At 62.4% G+C, this 24,278-nt stretch carries 16 protein-coding genes and 8 pseudogenes; 3 read left to right on the top strand and 21 right to left on the bottom strand.

Going from position 1 to position 24,278, the window contains the following annotated elements; translation table 11 throughout:
* Positions 1-19: 19 nt before the first annotated feature.
* Together ACFQT0_RS09945 and ACFQT0_RS09950 are read left to right on the top strand one after the other, a co-directional pair.
* Positions 20-879: pseudogene (locus ACFQT0_RS09945) on the top strand (ATP-grasp domain-containing protein); the annotation flags it as partial.
* A gap of 126 nt (positions 880-1,005) precedes the next feature.
* Positions 1,006-1,242, top strand: coding sequence for a hypothetical protein (locus ACFQT0_RS09950; RefSeq protein ID WP_380205969.1), 237 nt, complete (start codon positions 1,006-1,008; stop codon positions 1,240-1,242).
* Between the two features lie 186 nt (positions 1,243-1,428).
* Here the strand turns inward: ACFQT0_RS09950 and ACFQT0_RS09955 are convergent, their stop codons facing one another.
* From ACFQT0_RS09955 to ACFQT0_RS10020, 14 genes and pseudogenes are all read right to left on the bottom strand, one after another.
* The gene (locus tag ACFQT0_RS09955; protein WP_380202388.1) at positions 1,429-1,581 is read right to left on the bottom strand and encodes a hypothetical protein; all 153 of its coding nucleotides are present in this window, start codon (positions 1,579-1,581) and stop codon (positions 1,429-1,431) included.
* Positions 1,551-2,906, bottom strand: a complete 1,356-nt coding sequence (locus ACFQT0_RS09960) for a Fic family protein (protein ID WP_380202390.1) — start codon at positions 2,904-2,906, stop codon at positions 1,551-1,553. Before ACFQT0_RS09960 ends, ACFQT0_RS09955 begins: the two co-directional genes overlap by 31 nt.
* 103 nt (positions 2,907-3,009) lie before the next feature.
* Complete coding sequence (locus ACFQT0_RS09965; RefSeq protein ID WP_380202392.1) at positions 3,010-3,186, bottom strand: hypothetical protein; 177 nt, start codon at positions 3,184-3,186, stop codon at positions 3,010-3,012.
* A 514-nt stretch (positions 3,187-3,700) separates the two neighbouring features.
* A pseudogene (locus ACFQT0_RS09970) lies at positions 3,701-4,114 on the bottom strand (transposase); the annotation flags it as partial.
* Positions 4,115-4,686: 572 nt separating this feature from the next.
* Positions 4,687-5,256 (bottom strand): LutC/YkgG family protein, encoded by a 570-nt coding sequence (locus ACFQT0_RS09975; protein WP_380202394.1) that lies wholly within the window; start codon positions 5,254-5,256, stop codon positions 4,687-4,689.
* Positions 5,253-6,652 (bottom strand): annotated as a pseudogene (locus ACFQT0_RS09980) (lactate utilization protein B). Before ACFQT0_RS09980 ends, ACFQT0_RS09975 begins: the two are co-directional and overlap by 4 nt.
* Positions 6,649-6,837: a hypothetical protein gene (locus tag ACFQT0_RS09985; protein WP_380202396.1), complete on the bottom strand. Its 189-nt coding sequence runs from the start codon at positions 6,835-6,837 to the stop codon at positions 6,649-6,651. Before ACFQT0_RS09985 ends, ACFQT0_RS09980 begins: the two are co-directional and overlap by 4 nt.
* 364 nt (positions 6,838-7,201) lie before the next feature.
* Positions 7,202-7,390: pseudogene (locus ACFQT0_RS09990) on the bottom strand (heterodisulfide reductase-related iron-sulfur binding cluster); the annotation flags it as partial.
* Between the two features lie 63 nt (positions 7,391-7,453).
* The gene (locus ACFQT0_RS09995; RefSeq protein WP_380205970.1) at positions 7,454-8,134 is read right to left on the bottom strand and encodes a hypothetical protein; all 681 of its coding nucleotides are present in this window, start codon (positions 8,132-8,134) and stop codon (positions 7,454-7,456) included.
* On the bottom strand, positions 8,019-8,837 hold the full coding sequence (locus ACFQT0_RS10000) for a hypothetical protein (RefSeq protein WP_380202398.1): 819 nt from the start codon (positions 8,835-8,837) through the stop codon (positions 8,019-8,021). Before ACFQT0_RS10000 ends, ACFQT0_RS09995 begins: the two co-directional genes overlap by 116 nt.
* Positions 8,834-10,009, bottom strand: a pseudogene (locus tag ACFQT0_RS10005) (TIM barrel protein). Before ACFQT0_RS10005 ends, ACFQT0_RS10000 begins: the two are co-directional and overlap by 4 nt.
* 226 nt (positions 10,010-10,235) lie before the next feature.
* The gene (locus tag ACFQT0_RS10010) at positions 10,236-11,018 is read right to left on the bottom strand and encodes a GntR family transcriptional regulator (RefSeq protein ID WP_380202400.1); all 783 of its coding nucleotides are present in this window, start codon (positions 11,016-11,018) and stop codon (positions 10,236-10,238) included.
* A complete protein-coding gene (locus tag ACFQT0_RS10015; RefSeq protein ID WP_380202402.1) occupies positions 11,005-11,247 on the bottom strand; it encodes a GntR family transcriptional regulator in 243 nt (80 codons plus the stop codon). The genes ACFQT0_RS10010 and ACFQT0_RS10015 overlap by 14 nt, the downstream gene beginning before the upstream one ends.
* A 282-nt stretch (positions 11,248-11,529) precedes the next feature.
* Positions 11,530-13,639 (bottom strand): annotated as a pseudogene (locus ACFQT0_RS10020) (bifunctional aldolase/short-chain dehydrogenase).
* 251 nt (positions 13,640-13,890) lie between these two features.
* Between ACFQT0_RS10020 and rhaT the strand changes: the two are divergent.
* Positions 13,891-14,979: an L-rhamnose/proton symporter RhaT gene (rhaT, locus tag ACFQT0_RS10025; protein WP_380202404.1), complete on the top strand. Its 1,089-nt coding sequence runs from the start codon at positions 13,891-13,893 to the stop codon at positions 14,977-14,979.
* Between the two features lie 72 nt (positions 14,980-15,051).
* Here the strand turns inward: rhaT and ACFQT0_RS10030 are convergent.
* The 7 genes and pseudogenes from ACFQT0_RS10030 to ACFQT0_RS10060 all read right to left on the bottom strand — a co-directional run bounded on the left by ACFQT0_RS10030 (position 15,052) and on the right by ACFQT0_RS10060 (position 24,249).
* Positions 15,052-16,072: pseudogene (locus ACFQT0_RS10030) on the bottom strand (zinc-binding alcohol dehydrogenase family protein).
* Between the two features lie 15 nt (positions 16,073-16,087).
* Positions 16,088-16,876, bottom strand: coding sequence for an SDR family oxidoreductase (locus ACFQT0_RS10035; RefSeq protein ID WP_380202406.1), 789 nt, complete (start codon positions 16,874-16,876; stop codon positions 16,088-16,090).
* An 11-nt stretch (positions 16,877-16,887) separates the two neighbouring features.
* Positions 16,888-17,718, bottom strand: a complete 831-nt coding sequence (locus ACFQT0_RS10040; RefSeq protein ID WP_380202408.1) for an amidohydrolase family protein — start codon at positions 17,716-17,718, stop codon at positions 16,888-16,890.
* A gap of 145 nt (positions 17,719-17,863) precedes the next feature.
* Positions 17,864-19,130: pseudogene (gene fucP / locus ACFQT0_RS10045) on the bottom strand (L-fucose:H+ symporter permease).
* A gap of 112 nt (positions 19,131-19,242) precedes the next feature.
* On the bottom strand, positions 19,243-21,027 hold the full coding sequence (locus tag ACFQT0_RS10050) for a RagB/SusD family nutrient uptake outer membrane protein (RefSeq protein WP_380202410.1): 1,785 nt from the start codon (positions 21,025-21,027) through the stop codon (positions 19,243-19,245).
* 19 nt (positions 21,028-21,046) lie between these two features.
* Entirely contained in the window at positions 21,047-23,980 is a 2,934-nt protein-coding gene (locus ACFQT0_RS10055) for a SusC/RagA family TonB-linked outer membrane protein (protein ID WP_380205971.1), read from the bottom strand.
* Positions 23,977-24,249 (bottom strand): hypothetical protein, encoded by a 273-nt coding sequence (locus ACFQT0_RS10060; protein ID WP_380202412.1) that lies wholly within the window; start codon positions 24,247-24,249, stop codon positions 23,977-23,979. The genes ACFQT0_RS10055 and ACFQT0_RS10060 overlap by 4 nt, the downstream gene beginning before the upstream one ends.
* Between the last annotated feature and the right edge of the window lie 29 nt (positions 24,250-24,278).

The raw sequence follows: 24,278 nt of genomic DNA on the forward strand, positions 1-24,278 counted from the left end.
CAGTATTCACGTTGCAGCCATGACCCCTGTTTTCCCGGGCAGTGTAGACGCCGCGGGCCAGCCGGCTACCCTGGGGGTGCTGGGGGCGGCCAGGCTGGGCCGGATGTTTGTGCATGCCGCCCAGCGCCTGGGGTACTTCACCGCCGTGCTGGAGCCCGACGCACAGAGCCCGGCCGGGCAGGTGAGTCACCACCACATCCAGACCGACTACAACGACCCGGCCGGGCTGGCGCAACTGGCCCGCCTGTGCCAGGCCATCACCACCGAGTTTGAAAACGTGCCTGCCCAGTCCCTGCAAACGCTGGCGCTGACCCGACCCGTAGCGCCTAGCGCGGCCGTGGTGGGCATTGCGCAAAACCGCATCGAGGAAAAAGCCCACTTCACAGCCTGCGCCGACGTGTCGGGGGTGAGCTGCGCGCCCTATGCGGTGATTGAAACGCTGGCCCAGCTGCAGGCCGTCCAGGACGGCAGAGCTGATTTGCTGCCCGGCATCCTGAAAACCGCGCGCATGGGCTACGACGGCAAGGGCCAGGTCCGCGTGAAGACCGCCGGCGAACTGGCTGCCGCCTGGGCGGAGTTGGGCGGCACCGCTTGCGTGCTGGAAAAGATGCTGCCGCTAATGGCCGAGTGTTCGGTGCTGGTGGCGCGCGGCTGGGACGGACAGGTCGTTAGCTTCGCCCCCAGCGCAACGTGCACGTGGATGGAATTTTGGCCGTGACCCACGCGTACGAAGGAACTATGCCGTCCGCCCTGGCAACCAGAGCCCGCGAGGCGGCCGTTTCCATCGCGCATCATCTCAGCTATGTCGGGGTGCTTTGCGTCGAGTTTTTTGTGGTGGACGACGGCAGTGCGCACGGCGGCCTGGTGGTCAACGAAATGGCCCCGCGCCCGCACAACAGCGGCCACTACACCCTGGACGCCTGTGACGCGTCGCAGTTTGACCTGCAGGTCCATGCCATGGCGGGGTTGCCCTTGCCGCAGCCGCGCCAGCATTCCCCGGCCATCATGCTCAACCTGCTGGGCGAGGTGTGGTTTGACGCCCGCGGGCAACGGCGGGAGCCGGACTGGACCGCCGTGCTGAGCCTGCCGGGAATGCACCTGCACCTGTACGGCAAGCTGCACGCGCGCGCAGGCCGCAAGATGGGCCACCTGACCATCACCGGCCCGGATATCGCCAGTGTCAAAACCGTGGCGCGGCGCGCCGCTGGTTTGCTCGGCTTGCCGGGGCTGGACGCCATCTAGATGCGGTGTCTGCTCTTGAGCAAGCGCGTTTTGATTCGGACCGTGGCTGTTGCAGAAGCCTTGGGTAGGTCCCCAAAACCCATCTGCGCCGGTGCGCCGCCAAAAAATACTGGTTTTACCGGACTGGCGTTTAGTTGAGGAAATGCACGGCGTATTGATGCTCGATCTGGGCAACTTCTTCCGGCGTCAACAGCGCCAATTCTTTTCGCGGGCCCGCTTCGAGAGGATGCCCTGGTTCTGCTCCAGGAAACGAATCAAGGTGGCCACCAGCTTGTCGGGCATCTGGAAGTGCTCGTCCAGCCACGCCTTTAGCGCATCGTAGCGCTGCAGGTAGGCCACTTCCTGGGGAATGGTCTTTTCCAAGGTATACGCCACGCACGCAAACAGGAATTCGGCCGTGGCCGTGGCGTCAAAGTAGCGGTAGTAGTCGCTCGTGTCCGCCAGTACCTCCACGTTGTGGTCGGCGGTCTTCCGCCAGGGAATGAACTCCAGTACGGGGTGCGAATAGCTCTCGAGCACCTGCCGGTACGCGGGCAGGTGCTCGAGAATCGCGGCCGAGACCGGAAAGATGATGCCGGGGGCGTAAACCCCAAGCGGGCCAGCAGGTGATGGATCAGGTAGCGGTGCACCCGCCCGTTGCCGTCGACAAAGGGGTGGATGAAGACAAAGCCGAAGGCAATCGCGGCCGCGCTCAGCACGGGGGAAGCCCGCGGTTTCCAGGTGGGCCGCGGCGTCGAGCAACGCGCCCATGAGGCTCTCCAGGTCCTGCCAGCGGGCGGAGACGTGGTCCGGAATCGGGTCCCCGTCTGGCGGTCGTGTTCCCCGACAAAGCCGCCCTCGGTGCGGTAGCCCAGGCGGACAAAGCGGCTGTTTTCAATGACCAGCTGTTGCAAGCGCAGCAGTTCTTCGCGGCTCAACGGCTGCTGACCGGCCTGGCCGATGGCGCGGCCCCAGCGCAGGGCCCGGGTGGGCGGCGGCTGCTCGCCTTCGATGGTGAAGGAGGCCTTGGAGTCCTTCAGCAGCAGAAAGGCCGAGGTCCGGACCAACACGTCGGCGTGCAGCCCGCGCAGCACGTGCTGCGCCCGGCCGCCCAGGTCGCGGGCCAGGTACTGCTCCAGCGTGGCGGTTTTGTGCACCAACGGGCAGAAGCCTGCCACGCCCGGCAGGTTGTTGCGCAGGCGCTGACGGCTGATGGGTACGCCCGTCGCCGCGGCGTACTGCAGCTGCTCGTTGACCACCGGCACGTAGTTGCCCTGCGTCAGGTCGGGCAGGTCCAGGCGCTGGGCCAGCAGCCATTCGTAGAGGAACCACACCGTCCGGGCGTAGCGGCTCTGCGGGGCGTGCCGGACCCACTCCTCCAGGGTGGCGGCTGGCAGCTGCACGAACAGCTTTTTGAAGAAGAGCAGGTCCAGCCCTTCGTACTTGAGGGCAAAGACCAGGTGGGCCCAGAGGGTGTCCGCGGGCTGGTGGCGCGGCGTGAAGACGCGCCACCCGGTCACGTGGTACTGTCGGCGCTTGGTGCTGATCAGGGCCACGTCGCGGGGCAACGGAACGGCGAGTTGCAGGGCTTCGATCAGGGCGCCGTAGCCCACCAAGGTACCCGGCTCGGGCGCCGTGCGGCCGTGAAAAACAGTTACGGACCGTGAAAAAGACGTAGGAATCATCGAAGCAGGTGAAAAACGCTTACAAAGATGCATCCTAGACGGTTATGACGCGCGGCGGTGACGAGGGAGGCCGGGCCGCCTTGGTTGTCCAGACCGGCGGGGCTTAAGAACCCGCCATACCCGTTGGGGTAGGTGGCGCGGTTTGCGCGTACAGGGCCTCCAAGCGGGCCACGGGCACGGGCCGGTTCGCCAGGGCCATGGAGGAGTGCACCGAGCGGACGACCATGACCTTGACCACGGCAGGGTCCTGCAGTTGGGGGTAGCGGGCGCGGATTTTCATGGCAATGAGCCCAACCCCTTCAACGGCTCCCCTCAGCCGTGTACTCAGTTAGCCTTTCGCTGGGCGCTTGCAAGCCGATAGAAGTAGCGGCAGGTTTGCAGCGTCCTTTCCAAAATGGTGCTCAAAGAAATTTAACGAAAGAGGGGCCCCTCGCCGTAAATCTTTGCGAAAGCGATACGCTTTCGATACGGCAAAAAGAAAAATGCCCTGTAAATACTTGATTTACAGGGCATTTTCTGATAAACTGGTGGTCGTGTAAGGCCCGGAAATTGCTTGTTGAGCTAGATGGGAACAGACAAAAACCCTCTTCTCTGGCCTTTTTGGCGGTTTGGTATGCAGACTAGTGTCCAGTCTGGTAGGTCCTGATATAGGCGAGATGAGCCACGGGTCCCCTGACGGGTCCCCCGGCTATTGCCTCCTCTTTTACCTTCAATTAGATTTAACTGAAGGGGGATTGCTCTACGTTGGTTTAAGATTATCACTGTAACTGTTGCAGAACTGGGTTTAGGTGGTTCTAGTGCTGAGCAGCCGCTTCGCGAGTGCCCGAATTGGCGCTATTGATGCGCCTGTTTCGTCTGCAAGAGCGTGTATTCGCAGCCAGAAAAGGCCGGGGCAAGGCCACCGCTAGAATCAGCTGCTGTTGGAGCCGGTACTTGAGGAGCTTCTTGAGGTTGTAGGCCACGGCGGAGAGCAGCATGGTTTTGTGCGCCCCGACCTGTCCGCGTACGTTAACCCGGCGCAAGCCGTAGTGATAAAGCAAATTTCCGAACACGGGCTCGACGGTGCTGTGGCGGACCCGCCGCATGCGCTGGCCCCAGCGGCTCTGCTGCTCCTGCCACCCTAGCAATACTTGAGCGTCGTAGAGCATGCGGTCGAGTTGCTTGCGCTTGGCCACGAGCACGCACGTGGGCTTCCGGGAGCAATGCTGGCAGTCCGAACAGGTAGCCTAATTGATTTTGAGCCAGTTGCCGTCGGCCATGGTGTCATACTTGCAAAACGGCAGGACCTTGCCCGCCGAGTGTCGGGCCGACGCTCCAGCCTTGCAGCCCGACCGTCTGGGAGAAGTGACGGATAGACTGGGGCGCGGCCCTCGCCCTTGGCACACCACCACGAAAGCGCTCTAGCAAAAGGGCCACTGCCAGGGGCTGCGGCCCCAGCGCTGCTTTCTTTTAGCGCAGGCAGGAGAGTGCGGGAGGGTTTACTTTGGGCCCTGTTGCAGTTTTGTAGGGTGAGTTACGAATACAACCTGGCTGATGCGTAGCAGGATAGAAAAAGATTGGGTGGGAGTCCTCTTTTATCCTTTTCTGCTGCGCATCACGTCAGCGTTGTCACCGTTGCTACCCCCGCTCCAGGCGACCTTCCCTAGGGGGCTAGCTTCCTGAGTCCGCTCGCTCCGAAGCTTAATCCGACAGCCGCTCAATTCGCTGTTCAAAGCGATGACCCTTGAAAAAGCCTTTTAGGTTGAGGTAGTGCCTTGAGCCATGGACTGACTTTGGCCATCTAATACAGCAGCACTACCAAACTGCGCGCGCCGTGTGCCCCAATCACCAGCGACTGCTCAATATCTGCGGTTTTGGAGGGGCCAGCCACAAATTTGCCGTAGCCCCCAGTGCTCGGCAGCTTTGAATACGCCTCGTGCATGGTGGCCACGATGCGGCGGTGGTCCAGCACCAGCACTAAGTGTTGGGTGATGGTGGGCAGGGCGCGGTGGAGCATGTTGGCCTCGGGCAGCCATACAGCGCCGTTCTCGGCCACGCCGATTTCGCCCGCCAGAACGGCTAGTTCAATGTCGGCCAGCACGTCGGTTGGCGTGAGGGTATCAACCGGCACCGTGGCCTGAAATAGGGGCGAGGCCGAATGGCGCGCCTCCGGGAATAGCTGCTGCAGGGTGGTCACCAACTGCTCCAAGCCATCGAGCCACATCACCCGCCCACTAATGCTGGTCAGTACGGTGGTGAACCGCTCGACCGATGCATCGCCGCCAAAGTCGGGGACAGTAGGTAGGGGCATTTCAGCCGGCTTGTTGGCCTGGGCCGCGGCTAAAATCCGGTCGCGGGAGGAGATGCTCATGCTGGGTCCCGGGATTGCTTGGGTTGCTGCATTGCCTTGGGCTGCTGCTCGTACCACTCGCGGAAGCTCTGCTTGGGCGGCTCGGGCAGCTCGCGGGCCACGGCCCAGGCGTTGAAGGTGCTGGCGTGGGTGACGCCGTGGGGCAGCCGGCGCAAGGCGTTGCGGGCCAGCTGCCCACTCAGGCCGAAGGCTTGGGGGCTGGTGAGCAGGCGGCCCATGAACTTCATGCTCCACTTCTTGGCCGCGGGAATTTCGCCGGCCTCGCCCAGCACCTGCCGCCACTTGTAGAGCTGGGTGTGAATGTCGATTTTCACGGGGCACACGTCGGTGCAGGAGCCGCACAGCGTGCTGGCAAAGGGCAGCGAGGCGTGCTTTTTCAGGTCGATGTTTGGCGACAGAATGGCCCCGATGGGGCCCGGCACGGTGAAATCGTAGCTGTGCCCGCCGCTGCGCCGGTACACGGGACAGGTGTTCATGCAGGCTCCGCAACGGATGCACTTGAGTGACGCCCGGAAATCGGGCCGGCCCAATTGCTGCGTCCGGCCATTGTCGACGATGACAATGTGCATTGCCTTACCCGCGGCGGGCTTGGTGAAGTGCGAGGTGTAAGTGGTAACCGGCTGCCCGGTGGCGCTGCGGGCCAGCAGCCGCGTAAACACCCCCAAATCGGTGAGCCGTGGAATCAATTTCTCAATGCCCATGCAGGCAATGTGCACCTGCGCCAGATTTACGCCCAGGTCGGCGTTGCCTTCGTTGGTGCAAACGACCACGCCGCCGGTTTCGGCCACGGCGAAGTTGACGCCCGAAATCGCCACCTGTCCTGCCAGGAACTTGGCCCGCAAGTGCTGGCGGGCCGCTTCGGTGAGGCGCTGCGGGTCGCTTTCGCCCTTCTCCGTGCCCAAATGAATGTGGAAGGTGTCGCCTACGTCTTCCTTTTTCAGGTGAATGGCGGGCAGCACAATGTGGCTGGGTGCTTCTTCCCGAAACTGAATGATGCGCTCGCCCAAGTCGGTGTCCACCACTTCAATGCCGTGCTTGATGAGGTAGGGATTTAGGTGGCATTCCTCGGTGAGCATGGACTTGCTCTTGACGATGCGCGTGGCGCCCTGCTGCTTAATGATGCCCAGGATAATGGCGTTGTGCTCGGCGGCATCGGCGGCCCAATGCACGTGCACGCCATTGGCCTGCGCGGCGGCCTCGAACTCCTGCAAATACAGGTCAAGCCGGCTTAGCGTGTGGTCTTTGATTTGGGAAGCCAGCTCGCGCAGCTCTGGAACTCGGGCACGGCGTACACGGCCTTGTCGCGCTTTTCGCGCACAAACCAGAGCGTTTCGTCGTGCCAAGTGGTGCGGTCGGCATCGAGCAAAAACGTATCGGCGCGGAGGGCGTGGTTCATGGCGTGAGTCCGTTAAGAATTTCCGCCGCGTGCATCACCCGCATCGGCAACTTGGCGCGGCGCACGATGCCCTCCAAGTGCATCAGGCACGACATGTCGCTGCCGGTGAGCACCTGCGTGCCGCTCCGCACGTGGTCGGCCACCCGGTCCTGGCCCATGCGGGCCGAGATGCCGGCTTCCGACACGCAGAACGTGCCGCCGAAGCCGCAGCACTCGTCGTTGCGGCGCAGGCTCGGTCAGCTCAATTCCCTCCAGAGAGGCCAGCAGGCGGCGCAGGCGGCCGTCGCGCACCGGCGTTATCTCCGATTCGTTGGCCTGGTGCAGGCCGCGCTGGCCGTGGCAGCTCAGGTGCAGGCCCACTTTGTGGGGGAAGACGCCCGGCAGTGTTTCCACCTTCAGCACAGAGCTGATGAAGTCAATCAAGTCGTAGGCCGCGGCGCGCACGTGTTGAACTTCGGCAGTTTGGTCGAGCTTGTCGAAATGCTTGCGCACGTGGTACACGCAGCTCCCGGAGGGCGCCACCACGTAGTCGTAGTCGCGAAACGTCTCCACGAAATGCCGGTAGATGGGCAGCGCGTCGCGCTCGCAGCCGCTGTTGGCCAGGGGCTGCCCGCAGCAGGTTTGCTGGGCTGGGAAGTGCGCCTGCACGCCCAGCTTCGCCAGCAGCTGCAACGTCGCCACGCCTACCTGCGGGTAGAACTGGTCGATGTAGCACGGGACGAAGAGGGCAACTTTCATGGAGCTTGATAATGAATGCTGGCGGGGACGTCCCCGGGGAACGACTCATTGAGCGGGGGCAGCTCAACCCTTCACCCCGGGCGGCCTTGCGACTCTAGCTGCGGGAGGTCGGCTTCGTTGGTGAAGAGCGGCTGCGTTTTCTTGAGTGCCTCGCCTTGCTCCAGGTGTACCAGGGCGCCCAGGGCCGTGGCTTGCGGGACTTCCAGCGTGCGGATTTCGGCTTTCGGAAAATTCCAGGCTCAAGGTTTGCATGAACAGCGGGTTGCGCGCAAAGCCGCCGTCTACGAAGATGATTTTCTCGCCTTGCCAGACCAGGTGGATGGATTCGAGCAAGATGGCAATCAGCCCGTGCATGAGGTGCTGGTAGGCATCGGAAGCGGTACGGAAGCCCGACAGGTCCCATTCGCCGGCGAGCTGGTCGGGGAAGGGGCCGGTGCCGGCCATGCAGCCGGGGCGGAAGTCGGCTGAGGTTTCGTCGTAGGGCCGGGCCAGCACGATGGAGCGGTAGAAATCCGGCTTCACGTGGAAGTGTGCGGCGATGCGCTCCACCTGAAAGTCGTGCTCGCGGCCCAGGAACACCCGGGCAGCGCGGGTGGCTTCGCCCCGCGGCGTCATGAAGCTCAGGCAGTCACGGCGCAGCAGCTCCGGGGTCAGGGGCTGGCTGTTGAAGGGGTTGATGGTGACCGACCAGGTGCCGGTCGATATCAGCACAAACGGCTCCTCGTGTTCGGCCAGGTAGGGCATCACGGCGGCGGTGCTGTCGTGCAGGCCCACGCCCACCAGGATGCCGTCGACCACCGAGGCGATGGAGTCGCGGGTGAGGGGCGCGAGCTTCTCGTCGATACCCTCGCGGCGCACCCAGTCGTGGTACTCGCCGCGCTGGTAGTTCCAGAGCGCCGTGTGGCAGCCCACGGAGGTGTAGTCGCTGAATTTCTCGCCCGAAATCAGGTAGGAGAGGTAGTTGGGCAGGTGCAGCGAGGTGTGAATCTGGGCGTACTGCTCGGGCTTGGCGTACTTGAGCCAGTACAGCTGCAGGCCCGAATTGAGCAGGCCCAGGCTGCGGCGAGCAGGTCTCGGCCGCGAAGGCTTCTGGCGACTGGCCCAGTTCGGCGTAGAACTTCTCCTCGATTTCAGCTGGCAGCGGCTTGAGGTAGTTGTAGAGCGGCAGCATGGGCTGGCCGTCGGCCCCAAGGTGCACGAAGCTGGCGCCGTAGGCCGTGAAGTTCACGCCCTTAATTGTGTAGTGCGGGTGGTGGCGCAGGCGGTGCCAGTGGTCGAGCACCCACTCGGTGAGACGGGGCAGATGGTCGCACACGAAGCCGTCGTCGTCGAGCACGTCGGTGCACACGTGCTGCTCCTCGTCAATAATCTGCTGGTCCTCATCGAAGAGAATCAGCTTTTTATTGGTCTTGCCAATGTCGAATACCGCATAAACCGACTTTTTCATAGCCCAGTGGAAACGCTGTGCTTGCCGCGCTGGCGAATGAGTTGCTCGCGCACGCCCTCGGCGCGGTAGGCCGCGATGGGGTTCAGGGCGCCGCCGCTTTGGCGGTAGGCTTCGGCCACCAAGGGCCGTACGTCGGTGAGGAAGGCGTCGCGCAGGATTTCTTCGGCCCGCACCACGTCGTTGGCTTCCTGGGCTTCATTAAGAGCGGCGCGGTCAACCAAAAGGGCCTTGGCGTAGGCTGAGAGGATGTTCTCGACCGACTGTAGCAGGTCTTCCAGCGGGTCTTTCACATTGTGGCTGGCGTCTATCATGTAGGCCACGGCTTCGGCCGGTACCGTCTGGTCGAGGGCGGCGTCCACCAACTCGTTGAAAATCAAGAATAGCTGGAAGGGCTTGGTGCTGCCGGTGGTCAGGTCGTCGTCGCCGTACATCGAGCCGTTGAAGTGGAAGCCCCCGAGGCGGCCAAACTGCCGCAGGCGGCCCACAATCTGCTCAATGTTGGTGTTGGGCAGGTGGTGGCCCAGGTCCACGAGCACCTGCGCGTTCTGGCCGATGGCCTGGCATAAGGCCAGCGAGGTGCCCCAATCGGGAATCACCATCGAGTAGAAGTTGGGCTCGTAGGGCTTGTACTCGATGAGCATGGTCCAGTCCGAGGGCATGGCCTCGTAGATGGCCGCCAGCGACTCCTGGGTGCGCAAAAACGCGCGGCGTAGGTGCTGCTGGCCAGGAAAGTTGGAGCCGTCGGCCAGCCACACGGTCAGCGTCCGGGCGTCGAGTGGCGGCCGTAGCCCACGCAGTCGATGTTGTGCTGAATGGCCTGCTCGCGCACGGCCTTTTCGGTGTGGCTCAACGAGCCAAATTTGTAGGAGTGGGGCTGGTTTGGCTGGTCCTGAAAGGTGTTGGAATTCACCGAGTCAATCACTAGGCCCTGCTGCCGGAGCAGCTGCTGCAGGCCGGCAATGTCCTGGGGAATATCCCAGGGAATGTGCAGCGAAATGGAGTTGGACGAACGGTTGAGGCTTTGCAGAATGCCCACGTCGCCAATCTTTTCTTCCAGCGTGCGGGGCTCGCCGCCCAGCGCGAAGCGGCCGAAGCGGGTGCCGCCCGTGCCCAGCGCCCAGGCTCGGAATGGCCACCTGAAAATCCACTAGCTTCTGCACCACGGCGGGCACGTCGGCCCGGCGCAGGCGCGGATCGTCAGCCAGGTGCTGGAACTGCTGCTGGTGCTCGGCGAGCAGCGGCTGGTTGAGGTCGGCAAGGCGTTGGTCAGAGAACATGCGCGTTGGGTGGGGAGCGTGGAAAATGGTCCGGGGTAGGGAGGAGCAAATTACCAGGGGCCGGCCGCCGCAACTCTTCTGGGCTCTCCTGTTTAGCCGAAAAAACCTCACCCCGGCCCTTCTACAGCGACCCGCGCCGAATGGTGTAAAACGGGTTCTTCACCTTCACCCGCTGTTTCTCCAGCAGCAGGGTAGCGGCCGTGCGGCCCATGGCTTCAAAGTCGGTGGTAATCACCGTCATGTTGAGCAGCTCTTTCAGGGGCGTTTCGTTAAACGAAATTACTCCCACCTCGCGGCCCAAGAGGTAGCTGGTCTGGCGGATTTTCTTCACGATTTCCACTAGGTCGGTTTCTCGGATTACCACGTAAGCGGTGCCGGCCGCCACTACCTCGTTCATGGCGTTTTCGACCACCGAAAACTCCTTGTTGCGCATCAGGCAGAAGGAGCGGAAGCCCCAGGGCAGTTCCTCTGGATGGTTGGCGTCGGAGGGCAGCACCAGCACCAGGCGGGAGTACTTTTCCAGCAAGTCCTCCGTTTTTTCGAGGGCCGTAAAAATGTCTTTGTCGAAGTCCTGAAACACGCACAGGCAGTCGTGCTTGAGCTCGGGAATATCCTTGTCGAGCAGCACCAGTTCCTGCGAGGGAATGGTGTTCAGGATGGCGAGGTACTGCGCTTTGGGAGTGTCGAGGGTGAAGTGCGGCATCACCACGTAGTGGTTGTACTTGCCAAGGTTCTTCTCGATGATTTCCTGAAACAGGTTCACGTTGTAGTGGTGAATCTGTAGGTCCACGGTGGCGCACTCACCCAGGGTTTCGAGGAAGGAGTAGTAGATAATCTTTTTGTAGGAGCTCAACTTGTTGAACACCAGCAACACCTTCAGCTTGGAGGCGTCATTGGCCTCCACGTAGTAGCCCTTTCCCTGTACCGACGTAATGAAGCCCCGCTGGCGCAGGCTCGCGGTACGCTTTTTCCACGGTGTCGCGGGCTAGGTAATGCTCCACGCTCAGTTCGCTGATGCTCGGCAGGTGGTCACCGTTTTTCAGCACGCCGCGCTCAATGTCCATGATAACCGACTGTACAATCTGCTTGTACTTCGGGGTTTTGTCTAGGGGCTTTAGTTGGAGTTGGTACATCCCGGGGGCAAGTCATGCCGAGGTCGCTGCACAAACGATTGTGTAACCTGGCGGGTAGCAGCGGCGCAAATGGAAAGAAGGAAGAGGTTTTCCTCCAAATGTAGCCATTTCAGCAATGACAACGCAGCTGGACGGTGCGACTTTTTCGCCGGATGCTGCACATGACATAACATCATGTAAAAAGACCATCATGCTGAGCTGAGTCGAAGCATGATGGTCTTTTTATGCTTTTAGACGGTAAAAGCAACAGGCAGCCGCCTGAAGTAATGTTGTGTGGTCCGTCTAACGCACGAAGGCCATGGCCACGCCGCCGTCGACGTTGAGCACGTTGCCGGTGCTCTTGCTCAGCGAGCCATCGACGAACACGCGCACGGCCTTGGCGATGTCTTCGGCCAGCAGCTCTTCACCCAGCAGGGTGCGCTTGGCATAGTGCTGGGGCAGCTCCTCGACCGAGATGCCGTAGGCCTTGGCGCGCCCCGCGGCCCAGTCGCCTTCCCAGATTTTGGAGCCGCGGAGCACGGCGTCGGGGTTCACGGTGTTCACCCGGATTTTGTCGGGGCCGAGCTCGGCGGCCAGCAGGCGGCTCATGTGCAGGTGGGCGGCTTTGGCCGTGCCGTAGGCCACGTTATTGGGCCCGGCCACCAGGCCGTTTTTGCTGGCGATGTTCACGATGTCGCCGCCCAAGGCCTGCTGGCGCAGGGTGGCTACGGCCGCCTGGCTCACCAGGAATTGACCCTTCACCAGCACGTCGTTGAGAATGTCCCAATCGGCTTGCGTGGTTTCGGCCAACGGTTTGCTGATGCTCAGGCCCGCGCAGTTGACGATGATGTCGACCCCGCCAAACTGCAGCACCGCCTGGCGCAACGACTCGGCGATGCTCTCGGCATCGGTCACGTTGATGGCCGCCGTGAGGGCGCTGTCTTTTCCAAACTTCTGGCGCAGCTCATTCTGGGTTTCTTCCAACCGGTCGCGGTCCACGGCCACCACGCAGGCGCCGAACTTGAGCAGGCTCCTCGCAGATGGCTTTGCCGATGCCGCCGGTTCCGCCGGTCACGTAGGCCACCTTGCCCGAGAGGGCCTTGGGCGGAGCCATGCGCTGGAGCTTGGCTTCCTCAAGCAGCCAGTACTCGATGTTGAAGGCTTCCTGCTCGGGCAGCCCCTGGTAGGTGCTCACCGCCTCGGCGCCCTTCATCACGTTGATGGCGTTGGTGTAGAACTCGGCGGCCACGCGGGCCGTCTGCTTGTCTTTCGAGAAGGAAAACAAGCCCACGCCGGGCCAGAGGATGATAACCGGGTTAGCATCGCGGATGGCCGGCGAGTTGGCGTGCTTACTGCGCTCATAGTAGGCGGCGTAGTCCTGGCGGTAGGCTTCAAACTGCGCCTCCAGGTACGTCTTCACGCCGGCCGCATCGGCGAGCATGGCCTCGGGGTCGAGTACCAGCGGGCGAATTTTGGTGCGCAGGAAGTGGTCGGGGCAGGCGGTGCCTTTGGCGGCCAGACGGGCCAAATCGTTCGAGTTGACAAACTCCAGCACGCGGGCGTCGTCTGTGTAGTGGCCCAGCATGCGGCGCTGGCTGCTGGCCAGCCCGCGCAGCACCGGCATCACGGCCGCGGCGGCCTGGCGGCGGCCGGCCGCGTCCAGCGTCTGCTCAAGTTTTTCGCCGCCGAAGACGGGGCCTTTCTGGCCATAGTTGGCTTCCAGGTACGCGGCGGCCTGCTCAATAACTTCGAGGGTGTTGAGGTAGGACTCGTAGCTGGTGTCGCCCCAGGTAAACAGGCCGTGGCCGCCGAGGATGACGCCGCGCAGGCCGGGGTTGTCGGCCACCACTTTTTCCAGCTGCAGGCCCAGGTCGAAGCCAGGTTTCTGCCAGGGCAGCCAGGCCATGGTGTCGCCCCAGATTGCTTTCATAATCTGCTCGCCGTCCTGGCTGGCCGCGATGGCAATCAGTGCATCGGGGTGCAGGTGGTCGATGTGCTTGAAGGGCAGCAGGCCGTGCAGCGGGGTATCAATGCTGGGCGTGGCGCATTTAGGGTCGAAGAGGCAGTACTCGAACAGGCCCACCATCTCGTCTTCGTGCGCCAGGCCGCGGTAGCGGTTCTTGAGCTGGTGCAGCTTCTCGACGTAGAGGTTGGCGCAGCCGGCCTTGGTGAGCGTGCCGATGTCGCCGCCCGAGCCCTTTACCCACATGACCTCGACGGGTTGGCCGGTAACCGGGTCGGTTTCGGTGATTTTAACGGAGGTGTTGCCGCCGGCGTAGTTGGTCAGGCGCAGGTCGGCACCGAGCAGGTTGGAGCGGTAGAGGAAAAGAGCTACTTCGTCGCCGGCCAGCTCCGCGGCTTTGGTTTCGTCCCAGAGGTAGCTGACGTGCTGGAAAGTGAGGGTTTTTTCCATGATAATGCTGCTGTTGCGTTGCGCAGTAAACGGGATAGAATTGCTTTTTTACAAAGGTGCCCGGGCCGTCCGGCAGCAACCTCCTGCACTCTCCTGCTTGCTGATAAAAAAGGCACCGGTCTCGAATCAGCTTAACTTGAAAAGTAAAGCTGGCCCGTGCCGGCGTCCGGCTTTACTTCGCAGTCAGGAGAGCACAGGAGGGTTTGCGTTGGGCAACCCGGCAGCTTTGCCTGAAACCTTACCGAACGATTATGGCTGTCATCTGGGGAGTACTCCTTCATGCGCTGGGCGGCTTTGCCTCCGGCAGTTTCTACCTGCCTTACAAGAAAATCAGCGGCTGGGCCTGGGAAAGCTACTGGCTGGTGGGCGGCATCGTATCGTGGGTGTTCGCACCCCTCATTATGGGTTCGCTCACGGTGCACAACCTGTTTGGCGTATTGGCCCAGGCTGATACCACGACCCTGGCCTGGACGTATCTGTGGGGCGTGCTCTGGGGATTTGGCGGGCTCACCTTTGGGCTGGCCATGCGCTACCTGGGCTTGTCGCTGGGCATGGCCGTCACGCTGGGGCTGTGCGCGGTGTTTGGCACGGTGGTGCCGCCCCTTTGGCTGGGCACCTTCCCCGCGCTGGTGCATTCGGCCTCCGGGCAGGTCATCCTCATGGGCCTGGTGGTGTGCGTGATGGGCATTGTGGTGTGCGGCCTGGCTGGATTCATGAAAGAAAAGTCGCTCACGCAGGCGCAAAAGCAGGAAACGATTGCTGAGTTCTCGCTGCGCAAGGGCGTGCTGGTGGCCGTGTTCTCGGGCATCATGAGCGCCTGCTTCTCGTTTGGCCTCACCGCCGGGCAGCCCATTGCCACCCTGGCCACTAAAAGCGGCACCAGTGAGCTATTCGCCAACAACGCCATTCTGGTAGTCATCCTGCTTGGGGGCCTCACTACCAACGCGGTGTGGTGCATCTACCTCAACATTAAAAACAAGACCTACACCGACTACCTCAACCCGTCGTTTCCGGCGCTGCGTAACGTCATCTTCTGCGCGCTGGCGGGCTTCACGTGGTATTTTCAGTTCTTCTTCTACGGCATGGGCGACAGCCAGATGGGCGAATACCGCTTTTCGGGCTGGACCCTGCACATGGCCTTCATCATCGCCTTCAGCAGTTTCTGGGGCTTGTATTTGCACGAGTGGCGCGGGGCCAATCGGCTCACCATGCGCACGGTGTCGCTGGGCATCTTGGCGGTGGTGCTGTCCACGGTCATCGTCGGCTATGGCAACTACCTGGGCGAGTCAGTGTCGGCTCAGGAAGCCCAGAAAACAGCCTCAAGTAACGGCCCCAGCTAGGCTGCCCCGCACCCTGCTCCGGACACCCAAACCCGGCCTTCGTCGAGAGTGGGGGCCGGGCTTTTTACGTAATCAATTCAATTCTACCATGGCCTTGATTACGCCGTTGGTGGGGTCCAACCAAGGCTCAAACGCCGTTTTTACTTCGTCGAAGCGCACCCGGTGTGTGATGTAGGTGGTGGGTTTCACCCAGCCTTGATTCATCGAGTGGATGACGTGCTCAAAGTCCGCACGCGTGGCGTTGCGGCTGCTCATGAGGGTAGCCTCGCGCTTGTGAAACTCCGGGTGCGAGAAACTCAGGTCGCCTTTTTGCAGGCCCACCAGCACGTAGCGGCCCCCGTGGGCTAGGTACTGGAAGGCATTGAGAATGGCCTTTTGGCTGCCGGTGGCGTCAATGACCACGGTGGGCATGTCGCCGTTGGTTATGGCGGCCAGTTGAGCCAGCACGTCAGCATCCAGAGCGTTGACGGTGTGGGCCACGCCTAATTCTTGCTGGCAGAAAGCCAGGCGCTGCTGGTTGATGTCCAGGGCAATGACCTGGCCGCCGGCGATGCGCGCAAATTCCATCACGCCCAGCCCAATGGGGCCCGCCCCAACCACCAGCACAAACTCGCCGGGCTGCATGCCGGCCCGCCGCACGCCGTGGGCTCCAATGGCCAGCGGCTCCACCAGGGCCAGGCTCGTCGTAGCTCAGACCGTCGCCGTGTACCAGCAGTTCGGCTGGCACGGCCAGCAGGCTCGGCCATGCCGCCGTCCACGTGCACGCCGCACACGTTTATCTGCGCGCAGCAATTGGGCTTGCTCGCGCGGCAGGCAATGCAGTGCCCGCAGTTGAAGTAAGGAATGAACGTGACGGCGTCGCCCACCGCAAAGCCGGGGGCGCCCCCGGTGTCCACCAGGCTCGCCGGCCAGGCTCGTGCCCCAGCACGCGGGGGTAGTTGAAAAACGGCTGCGTGCCCTGAAAGGCGTGCAAGTCGGTGCCACAGATGCCGATGCGCCGGATGCGCAGCAGGGCCTGGCCGGCCGTGGGCGTTGGGGCCGGCCGGGATTCATAGGCGAAGTGGCCGGGCTCGGTGCAGACTAAGGTGTTCATAGCAGAAACATGGTTTTAAGCGTTGGCCAGGGCGCGGTCCAGGTGCACGTAGCCCCCGTCGACGTGCAGGATTTGGCCGGTGGTGTGGCTGGAGCGGGGCGAAAGCAAGAAGGCCGTGGTATTGGCCAGCTCTTCGGCGGTGGTCATGCGGTTGCCGAGCGGGATTTTGCTGGTGATTTCGCGCAACTTTTCCTCCGGGTTGGGCAGGGTCTGAACCCAGGCTTCGTAGGCGGGCGTCCAGCACTCGGCTACCATCACGGCATTCACGCGGATGCCGTATTTGAGCAGCTCCACGGCCCACTCGCGGGTGAGAGCGTTGCGGCCCCCGTTGGCGGCGGCGTAGGCGGAGGTGTTGCCCTGGCCGGTTTCGGCGGTTTTGGAGGTAATGTTGACGATGGCGCCCTGCGACTTTTTCAGCTCGGGCAGGGCGTGGTGGGCCATCAGGTAGTAATGCACCACGTTGCGGTGCAGGCTCAGCATGAAGCCCGCGTAGTCGCCGTACTCCAAGCCCACGCCGTCGTTCACGCCGGCGTTGTTCACCAGCCCGTCGATGCGGCCAAACCGGGCGATGACGGCCTGCACCGCCTGGGCGCAGGCGTCTGGCTCAGCGAGCTCAGCCACCACCTGCCAGGCCTGGCCGCCCGCGGCCTCAATCGCCGCTACGGCTTGCTGGTTGTCGGCCGCGCGGCGGCCCACGATAACCGGGATGGCGCCCTCCTGGGCCAGCAAGCGCGCAATGGCTTCGCCGATGCCTTTGGCCCCGCCGGTGACGATGATGACCTTGTTCTGCAGCTGTAAATCCATGAAGTCGTCGGCTATAAATCGTAGAAGGAAATGGCATTGTCGCCCCAGAATTGGCGCTGCTCGTCGGCTGAAAACGCCGCCAGGTAATCGGCCACCAGCGCGTGGGCGCGGCCGTAGCCGCCGGCCACGTTGCACACCGGCCAGTCCGAGCCGAACATCAGGCGCCGGGCCCCAAAGGCCTCGAAGGCCGCATCCAGGTAAGGCCGAAAGTCGGCAGGCTGCCAGTGCTGCCGGTCCGCTTCCGTGACGAGTCCCGACACTTTGCACCACACGTTCTCCCGCGCGGCCAGGGCCGTGAAATCCCGCCGCCAAGGCTCAATTTCTCCGCTTTTGATGAGGGGCTTGGCCAGGTGGTCAAGCACGAACGGCTGCGTTGGAAAGGCCTCGGCCAGCTCGGCCGCATAGCCCAACTGGTCGGGCAGAATGAGCACGTCGTAGGTGAAGCCGTGGGCGTGCAGGGCGGCTAGGCCCCGCCGGAACTCCGGGCGTAGCATCAGCGCCCGGTCATCTTCGCCCTGGAGCACGTGCCGGAAGCCCTTCAGCTTTTCGAACCGACGGTAATGGGCCAGGCGCTCTTCAACGTTGTCGGCCCGCAGGTCGACCCAGCCCACCACGCCCTTAATGAAAGAGTGCTGAGCTGCCAGCTCCAACAAGAAATTAGTTTCCGCCTCCGACTGGCTGGCCTGCACCGCCGCGCAGCCCTCGAAGCCGTGCTCCTGCAGTAGGGGCTCCAAATCCGCGGGCAAAAAGTCCCGCTGAATGGCCGCCATGTCGTCGGTTATCCAGGCGTCGCGCTCGGGGTCGAAGTGCCAGAAATGTTGGTGGGCGTCAATTTTGGGCATAAAGGGTTCACACCGGGTGGGACGTTAGGGGTGGGGTTAATGGGATGCGGAGAGGGAGCCGGACAAGGGTTCGCCACCGGTCTCGGGATTCAGCTCAAGAATGTGTCCGGCGGTCCCATATCCGGACAAGTAGGCCAGCCACGTGTTAGTGCGCTGGGATGAGCTGGGCGCGGGGCACATGCTTGACGTTGAGGTTCTGCACAGCGAAATACAGCACCACCAGAAAGCACAGCGCCGGCACCACGTAGGCCACCTGGATGTTGCTGGCATCGGACACGCGCCCGGCAATGACTGGGAAGATGGCCCCGCCCACGATGGACATAATCACCAGCGAGGAACCCTCCTTGGTTTTAGCACCCAGCCCCCGAATACTCAGCGAGAAGATGGTGGGGAACATGATGGACATGAAAAATTCGACCCCAATCAGCGCGTACACCGAGAGCTTGCCGTGGAGCAGCACCGCTGCCAGCACCAGAAAGAAGTTGATGAGGCTGTAGGTGGCCAGCAGCCGGGCTGGGGCCACGTACCGCATGAGCGCCGTGCCAATGAAGCGCCCGGCCATGAACCCCAGCAAGGCGGCCGAGAGGTAGAGCGCCGCGGCCTTTTCCTCGATGCCCGCCACGCGCTGGGCAAACCGGATGAAGAAGCTGCTTACGCAGACCTGCGCGCCTACGTAGAAAAATTGCGCTGTCACGCCCAGCAGCAGGTTTTTCTCGCGCAGCAGCGAGCCGCCCGCGTTACTGCCGGCTGCTTCTTCCTCGGCCAGGCTCGGGCAGCGGGGTGCGCACGAGTAGCAGCGCCACCAGCAGCACCACGCCGCCAATGAGCAGGTAGGGGATCTGCACGGCCTGAGCCTCGTGGTCGAGATAGGCTTGCAGCTGCGGTCCGGTCATGGCGGCTTCCTGCGCGGCCGTCAGGCTAGTGCCCGAAAGGATGAACATGCCGCCGAGCAGCGGGGCCAGCATGGCCGCCAGGCCGTTGAACGACTGCGCGAAGTTGATGCGTTGGGCGGCCCCGTCGGGGTCGCCCAGCACGGTGATGTAGGGGTTGGCCGCCGTTTCCAGAAAGGTCAGGCCGCAGGCGATGACGAACAACGCAGTCAGGAAGAAGCCATAGGACCGAGCCGCGGCCGCGGGGTAAAACAGAAAAGCGCCCACCGCAAACAGCAACAGCCCAACGATGATACCGCCCTTGTAGCCAAAGCGCTTCATGAACTGCCCGGCCGGAATAGCCAGCAGAAAGTAAGCGAGGTAGGAGGCCGAGTCAATAAATGCCGACTGGGCATCGGTGAGCTGGCAGGCCTTCTTCAGGTGCGGAATCAGAATGGGATTCAAATTCAGGGCAAAGCCCCAAAGGAAAAACAGCGAGGTTATCAGGCCGATGGCCAGCGTATTGCGGCTGCGCGTGCTCATGTGACAGAAGGAATTGACGAGAAACGGAAAGGCCGGATATGTTAATGCGCCGCCATTCAGCCAGAATAGCGGCGCATTAATTCACAAGTCGGTGATTGGGATGCCGCGCAGCTTAGCGCATGGGGTCGAAGGGGCCGCCCCAGGTATTGTTTTGCTGCAGCTTAGGGTTGTTGTCGATAGCGGCCTGCGGGATGCCAAAGAAGTAGTACTCGGGCTTCCAGTTGATGGCGTAGCGCGAGTCCAGCGTCTTGAACGCAAGGGTGAAATAGGTGGTGTAAGCCAGGTCCAGGCTCACGTTGTCGCGGGTGGTGGCGAAGTCAGCGGGCACGCCGGTGGGCTTCAGGGTGATGGTCACGCCCGTGCGGCGCTTGCCGTTGAGCACGCTCTCCATCTTGCGCCAGCGGCGCAAATCCCAGAAGCGCTTGCCTTCGAAGGCCAACTCGAGCTGCCGCTCGTAGAGGATGGCGTCGAACATCTCGGCGCGGCTCATGCCGGATTTCAGGCCGTACAGGCCGTCGGTGCCGGCTTCGATGCCGGCCCGGGCCCGCAGTGCTTTCAGCTGGGTGTAGGCTTCGGTCAAGTTGTTGATGCCGCAGGCACTTTCGGCCAGGTTGAGCAATACTTCGGCATAGCGAATCTCAATCCAGTCGGTGCCCAAGAACTGCACTTCGCTCACGTTGGCCGTGGGGTTGATGGCCTTGCGGGTGTAAAAGCCGGTGTTGGTGGCCTTGTTTTCTACCGAGGTCGTGCCCTTGTAATAGGTCCAGAGCTTGTACGCCGTGTTGCCGTTAAGGGGCCAGGTGGCTCCATTGTAGCCAATGGTTTTGTCGAAGCGGGGGTCGCGGTTTTTGTAAAACAACTGGTCTGAATACGGGTACTTGGTCGATTCGCCGGCTTTTTTGCCGTCGAGCATGGGGAAAGCTTTCACCATCTCCCAGGTGGGCTGGTTGGAGCCGCCGCCCGTGCCCGTATAAGAGGGGCGGGTGGCGTTGTCGTACTGGTTGTTGCGCCGTACCTGGTCGCCGGTCACGTTGTTATACCCCGTCACAAATACCGCTTCGGGGTTGCCTACTTCCTGAAACCAGAGCTGGTCGAAGGACGCGTGCAGGCGAAAGCCATTGGCCGTCAGTAGGTCGCGGGCTTGCACGCTGGCGGTATAGGCGGTCTGCCACTTGGCAGCGTTGTCGGCGGTAAACTGGGGGCTGGCGGCGTACAGCAGCACCCGGGCCTTGAAGGCGGCCGCTGCGCCCTTATTGATGCGGCCCCAGTCGGCGTTGGCGGCCCACTTGCCGGGCAGGGTCTGAATAGCCGAATCCAGGTCGGCGGTGATGGCGGCGAAGGTTTCGGTGGTCGTATTGCGCGGCAGGTAGGTCAGGTCGCGGGCTTCCACGCCCACGCCGTTCAGGGGCGACATCACCAGCGGCACGCCGCCGTACTCGCGCACGAGCTCGAAGTAGCGCCACGCCCGGAAAAACTGGGCCTGACCCCGTAGGCGGCCCTTGGTGCCAGCCGGAAGCGGGCCGATTTTCACGTCGCGCAGGAACATGTTGATGGTCCGGATTTTCCCGTAGTTGTTGGTCGCACTCAGCGTCGTGCCAAAGTCGCCCACGTCCGACTGTTGCAGCGTGCCTTCCAGGAACTTGGTATCGGCCGAGGATTCGTCCGACAAACCGCTCACGTTCACGTTGCCGTTGACGGTGTTCGTGAACGGGCTGCCCCACTCCGGCGTGTTCTGCGCGTAGATGTAGCTCAGGTTGAGGTTGGTCAGCGTGGAGTCTTTGAAAATGAGTTCAGCGTCGGCCGCGCCCAGGTTTTCCTTGTCCAGCACTTTTTCGCAGCTGCTCAACGCGAAAGCGGAGCCAATGGTAGCGAGTGCGATGAGATGAAATGGTTTCATGTTGCTGAGGAAGTGGGAATTAGAAGCCAACGTTCAAACCAAGCGACAACGAGCGCAGCGTCGGATAAGCATCGTAAGCGCCGCCGTAGTTTTTGTAGCTGTATGGGTTATAGAAGTTGAAGGGGTTGATGGCCGTGAAGAACATGCGCACCGAGCCCACGCCCGCGCGGTTGACAAGCCCGGTGGGCAAGGCGTAGGAAATGTTGGCGTTGCGCATACCGGCCGAAAACGAGCTCCGGAACCAGAACGAGGAAGGCAGGTCGTAGGTAGCCGCGTAGAGGGGCGCGGGGTACTCGGCATCCGTGTTTTCAGGCGTCCAGTGGTCGGCCCAGAAAGCGGGCCGGTTTGAAGTAAGGGTGCCCTGCTTGCGGGCGGCCGACTCCACCATCGCCTGGCCACCCCACGAGATGCCCATCGTGGCGGAGATGGTCAGCGACTTGTAGCTGATGCTGGGGTTGAAGCCCACGCCGTAGTGGTTGCTTTCCTTTGGGGTCAGGTAGGTTTGGTCCACTTCCGTGATTTTGCCGTCGGGAGCCGTGTACTGGCCCGACGCATCTTTCGCTCCGCGGATGTCCTGGTAGTACAGCATGCCGGGCTTGGGCGCAGCCCCAAAAAGGGTGTAGCCGGGGTTGGCCTGCAGGTACTTGTCGACGTCGGCCTGGGTGCGGAACATGCCCTGGTATTCGTAGCCCTGCACGCCCCTGTCAGTCGAGCGGCCGGTGGGGTCGTCGTAATTGCCGAGCACTCCGCGGGGCACATCGACAAGAATCTGCTTGTTGTCGTTCCAGGAGAAGAACGTGTTGAGCCGGTACGACAAGTCGCTGGTGATTTTGTCGTTGTAGCCCAGCGAAATTTCGTAGCCGAAGCCGTCCACCGACGAGTAGTTCTCGGAGGGGAGCGGGGCGCCAATCAGCAGCGGCGCCGAGCCCGACAGGGCCGTGAGCATGTTGTAGCGGTGGTCGTAGAAGCCATCAATGCCCAGCGAGAGGCGGTTGCCGAGAAACTGCGCGTCTAGGCCGGCGTTGTACTTGGTGTTATCGTCCCAGCGGGCGGCGCGGTTGGCCAGGGCGTTGTTGGCCGAGAACACCAGCGACCGGTCGCCGTTGCCGCCAAACACGGCGCCCTGACCAGTTTTCAGGCCGTAGCTCGTTTGCCAGTTGTAGGGCTTGGTGGCATCGCCGCCGAGGAAGCCCACCGAGCCCCGCACCTTCAGGAAGTCTACGAAGGGCGCAGCGTTCTTGAAGAATGGCTCTTCCGATATCACCCAGCCCACCGACACCGACGGGAACAGGCCCCAGCGGTACTCCGGCGCAAATTTGGTGGAGGCGTCGTAGCGCAGCGAGGCTTCGAGCAGGTACTTGCCGGCGTAGTCGTAGTTGAAGCGGCCGGCGTAGGATAAGGTGCCCGCCTCGCTGGCGCTTTCGGTAGTGGTCTGTATGCCGGTGGCGAAGTTCATGTTGTCGAGCCCGTCGCCGATGATGGCACCCTCGGCCATGGCAGCCACGCCGTCCGTCGTGGTTTCGGACTGCTCAAACAAGCCGATGGCGGACACGTGGTGCTTGCCGAACTGCTGGTCGTAGGTGAGGTAGCCGTTGAGTGGTAGCTGTCGAACGTGGTCGGGTTCAGGCGCACCCGGTCGCCGTTGTTGAGTACCACGGGGTTGCCCGACACGTCGCCGCCGTAAATGTGCTTGTTGGTGCCCAGCATCGTCAGGCGGTACACGTTGTACTTCGTGCCGTACTGCTTGCCAAAGCTGTTGTCCATGGTTTTGTTGAACAACACCCGCGCCTTGAGGCCCTTGACAAAGGGCAGGCTCGTAGTCGGCGCTGGCCGTCACGTTCAGGCCGGTGTTCCGGCTGGACGTGTAGTTGTTCGACTTCTGCACCTCAAAGAAGTGGAAGGCATCCACGGTGTTCACGTTGCCGCTGTTGGAGAGCAGTACCGGCAGGCCGTTCACGTACATGGGCGCCCACTGCGGCGTGTAGAGCAAGCTCTTCATGTCGTTTTCGATGTTTTCGCCACCCTGCTTGAGGTAGTACATCCGCTTCTGCTGCAAGTCGCCGCTCACCGACAGCGCCACCTTCAGGCCGCGGGCCACCTTCACGTCGGTGCTGGCCCGGTAGGTCCACTTGTTGGCGTTGATGTTGTCGAAGTTGGCGTTCTGGTAGTTGTAGCTCACGCCGGCGAAGTAGGTTACCCGGTCGGTGCCGCCGCTCATATTCAGGGCGTGGCGCGTGACGGTGGCGGGCTTCCAGGCTTCTTTCAGCCAGTTCGTATTGTTGGCGGCAAAGTGGTCTAGCTCGTCCGGCGTGTAAATCAGCGGGTCGGTGGCCGACTTGCCGTTCAACTGGTTGAGGTCGTTCATGTACCTGGCCTGCTGCACGCCGGTCATCATCTTGGGCAGCATGGCGGCGTCGGTGGAGCCCACCGAACCGCTGTAGCTGAACTTGGGCGCGCCCACCTGGCCGCGGCGGGTAGCCACCAGCACCACGCCCTGGGCGCCGCGGGCACCGTAAATGGCCGCCGCGGCGTCTTTGAGAACAGAGATGGATTCTACTTCCGACTGGTCGAGCACGTTGAAGTCGTCTTCGGTGCGCACCACGTTGTCGATAACGTAGAGGGGCCGCAGGGTGCCGCCGTCCTTCGAGAGAATGATAGGGTTGCGCACGGTAATCTGGCCGGCCTCGCCGGGGCGGCCCGTGCCGCCGCTCACGCTCACGCCGGGCAGCTGCCCTTGCAGGGCCGTGGACAAGCTGCCCACCGGCAGGTCCTGGATTTGCTTCATGTCAACCACCCCCACGGCGCCCGTCAGGGTGGCCTTGTTCTGGGTGCCGTAGCCCACCACCACTACTTCTTCAAGCGCGGCGTTGTCTTCTTGCAGGCTCACTTCCACCGTGCTGCGGCCGTTCACTGCCACCTCTTGGGTTTTAAAGCCGACGAAGCTGAAAATCAGGGTTTCGTTGCCCGTGGGAAGGTTGAAGTGAAAAACCCCGTCGCTACCCGAGTGGTGCCGGTTTTGGTGCCTTTAATCAGCACGGTCACGCCCGGTAGTGGGTTGCCTTTGGAGTCCTTCACCAAGCCTGTGAAGGCCACTTTAATGTCCTTGGCCGAGGCCGGTGGCGTGGCCAGTGGGGCTGCTTCGGCCGGGTTGGTCCCGAGGAGGGCGCCGCCCACGAGCAGCGCGCAGGCCAGCCGGGTGGGGGTGCCAGCTACCTGGGGCAACTGCAGGGGTAAAAATTGAGCCATAACAG

Source organism: Hymenobacter humi (genome assembly GCF_042665855.1).
In the GTDB taxonomy this organism is placed as follows: domain Bacteria; phylum Bacteroidota; class Bacteroidia; order Cytophagales; family Hymenobacteraceae; genus Hymenobacter; species Hymenobacter humi.